This is a genomic window from Dietzia sp. B19, assembly GCF_014145155.1.
GTDB lineage: Bacteria > Actinomycetota > Actinomycetes > Mycobacteriales > Mycobacteriaceae > Dietzia > Dietzia natronolimnaea.
In genome coordinates this window covers 1-2,024 of sequence record NZ_JAALED010000459.1, presented here as the reverse complement: position 1 = coordinate 2,024, position 2,024 = coordinate 1, and the positions used below count along the sequence as shown (strand labels likewise).

Annotated in this window: 3 protein-coding genes; all 3 read right to left on the bottom strand. The window is 72.4% G+C overall.

Annotated features, from left to right (window positions below; genetic code table 11):
* The coding region (locus G6020_RS12885; protein WP_182610891.1) for an SURF1 family cytochrome oxidase biogenesis protein at nt 1-756 on the bottom strand (756 nt) is incomplete at its 3' end.
* A gap of 31 nt (nt 757-787) precedes the next feature.
* Nucleotides 788-1,264: a low molecular weight protein-tyrosine-phosphatase gene (locus G6020_RS12880; protein ID WP_179524995.1), complete on the bottom strand. Its 477-nt coding sequence runs from the start codon at nt 1,262-1,264 to the stop codon at nt 788-790.
* Nucleotides 1,254-1,922 carry an HAD hydrolase-like protein gene (locus G6020_RS12875; protein ID WP_182610890.1) on the bottom strand — a complete coding sequence of 223 codons (669 nt, stop codon included), beginning with the start codon at nt 1,920-1,922 and terminating at the stop codon, nt 1,254-1,256. The genes G6020_RS12880 and G6020_RS12875 overlap by 11 nt, the downstream gene beginning before the upstream one ends.
* Nucleotides 1,923-2,024: the final 102 nt, after the last annotated feature.

The window sequence follows — 2,024 nt, the reverse complement described above, 5'->3', positions numbered from 1 at the left end:
CGCCGGGTTCTCGTCCGCCTCGGCGTCGCGGCGTCGCGCCCGGATCTCGGCCCACGCGAAGTAGGCCAGGGCGAGCGGCGCCAGGACGCCGAAGGCGAGCCACTGCAGGCCGTAGGAGAGGTACGGGCCGTTCTCTATCCCGGGGATGGGCACCGGGGTGAGCGATCCGGGCTGGTCACCGGAGAGCTGGAGGTATCCGGCGGGCACGAGCGGGTGGCCGAGTGCCCCGCCCAGCACGGAGGGGTCCAGGACCCTCACGGCCGGCAGTCCGTCCACGAGGACCGGCTCCGCCTGACCGCTCTCCGCCGCGCGGAGCCGAGCGGTGATCTCGACGGGCTCCGCGGGCGCGGCGGCGTAGTCGGGGACCGTGTTGTTCTCGCCGACGGGGACGACACCCCTGTTGACCAGGATCTCCGGCCCATCGACCGGATCGAAGACCGTCAACACCTGGTAGACCGGCTCGCCGTCGACCGCGCGGAGCCGCAGCAGTGCCTCGGCGTCGGGTAGCCACCGGCCGTCCAGTGTCACCAGCCGCCATTCGCGGTCGACGAACGCCTCGGGAGCGTCCACCACCTGCCCGAACGGGGCCGGCGCGGCCTCGATCGACTCGGCGAGGCGGGTGTTGCGGGCGTCCAGGTCCTCGCTCTTGCCCAGCTGCCACGGGGCCAGGAGGGCGAAGCACGCCCAGGCGAACAGCGACACGGCGAGCAGGCCGATCAGCCAGCCGGGACTCAGAAAGCGCCGCAGACTCCGCATGTCCCCAGGGTATCCGCTGGACCCCGACGGGCTAAGTCAGGAGGGCACGCACCTCGGCCACCAACCCGGGGAGCGCCTCGGCGATCTGGAGACGGGTCCGGGTGAAGCCGTCGTGGTCGCCGTAGTAGGGGTCGGCCACGTCTTCACCGTCCGCCGCGGGATCGAACCCCCGCAGGAGGCGGACACGGTGTTCCTCGACCCCGGCGCCGAGGAGGTGGTCGCGATGGCCGCGGTCGAGCGCCACCACCAGGTCGGCCCGGTGATCGGGGGCCGACAGTTGTGCGGCCACGTGCGTGCTGTCGTACCCGTGGGACTCGAGCTCGGCCGCGGCCCGCGGATCCATGCCGTCCCCGACGTGCCACCCACCGGTACCCACGCTCGAGACGGTGACCCTGTCGCCGAACCCGGCGCCGGAGAACGCGTGCCGTGCCATGACCTCGGCCATGGGGGAGCGGCAGATGTTGCCGGTACAGACAAAGACGACGTGCACGCGCGGGTCACCACTCATGGATGATCCGCTCCAGCTCGGCGGTGTCCGCCGGGGACCAGCGGGCGCCGTCCCACTCGCCGGGGCTGCCGTAACCCCAGCGCACGATCGCCGTGGGGATCCCGTAGCGGGCGGCCCCCTCCACGTCGTGCTCACGGTCGCCGATCATGAGGACGTGGCCCGTGCCCCCCTCGGCCACCGGTACCGGATCGACGCCGAGTGCGGAGAGTGAGTGCGCGATCACATCGGCCTTGGCCGCCCGCCCTACCCGCAGGTCCGCGCCGCCGATGAACTCGAACGGGTCGTCGAGCCGGAAGTGCTCCAGGATCCGTCGCGCGGCCTGCTGGTCCTTGCTCGTCGCCACGGCCATCCGGAAACCGTGGCCGGCCAGGCTCGTCAGCAGGCCGTCCATTCCCTCGTAGACCGCGTTCTCGAGCCACCCCACGTCGGTGTAGCGCTCGCGGTACGCGCTCATCGCCCGCTGCAGATCGTCGCCCCCGAGCCCCAGCGAGGCGAGGGTGTCCGGCATGGGTGGGCCCGCGATGGAACGGATGTCACGTGAGTCGTCCCACCGTGCACCGACGGTGTCCAGCGCGTGGTGGAGCGACCTGGCGATGCCGTCCAGTGAGTCGGTGATGGTGCCGTCGAGGTCGACGAGGAGGATCGGGCGGTCGGGCATGCCGTCATCCTCTCAGACCCCGGCCGGCATGCGCCGCCACCCGTCGCCGCCGCCCCCGTGGGCCCCGCCTAGGCTGCCGGTCATGAGCGCCGCGCCCGGATC

What these genes read in the sequence shown, in the direction of transcription:
- G6020_RS12880 (WP_179524995.1), bottom strand. Translation starts at nt 1,264, where the DNA reads ATGAGTGGTGACCCGCGCGTGCACGTCGTCTTTGTCTGTACCGGCAAC.
- G6020_RS12875 (WP_182610890.1), bottom strand. Translation starts at nt 1,922, where the DNA reads ATGCCCGACCGCCCGATCCTCCTCGTCGACCTCGACGGCACCATCACC.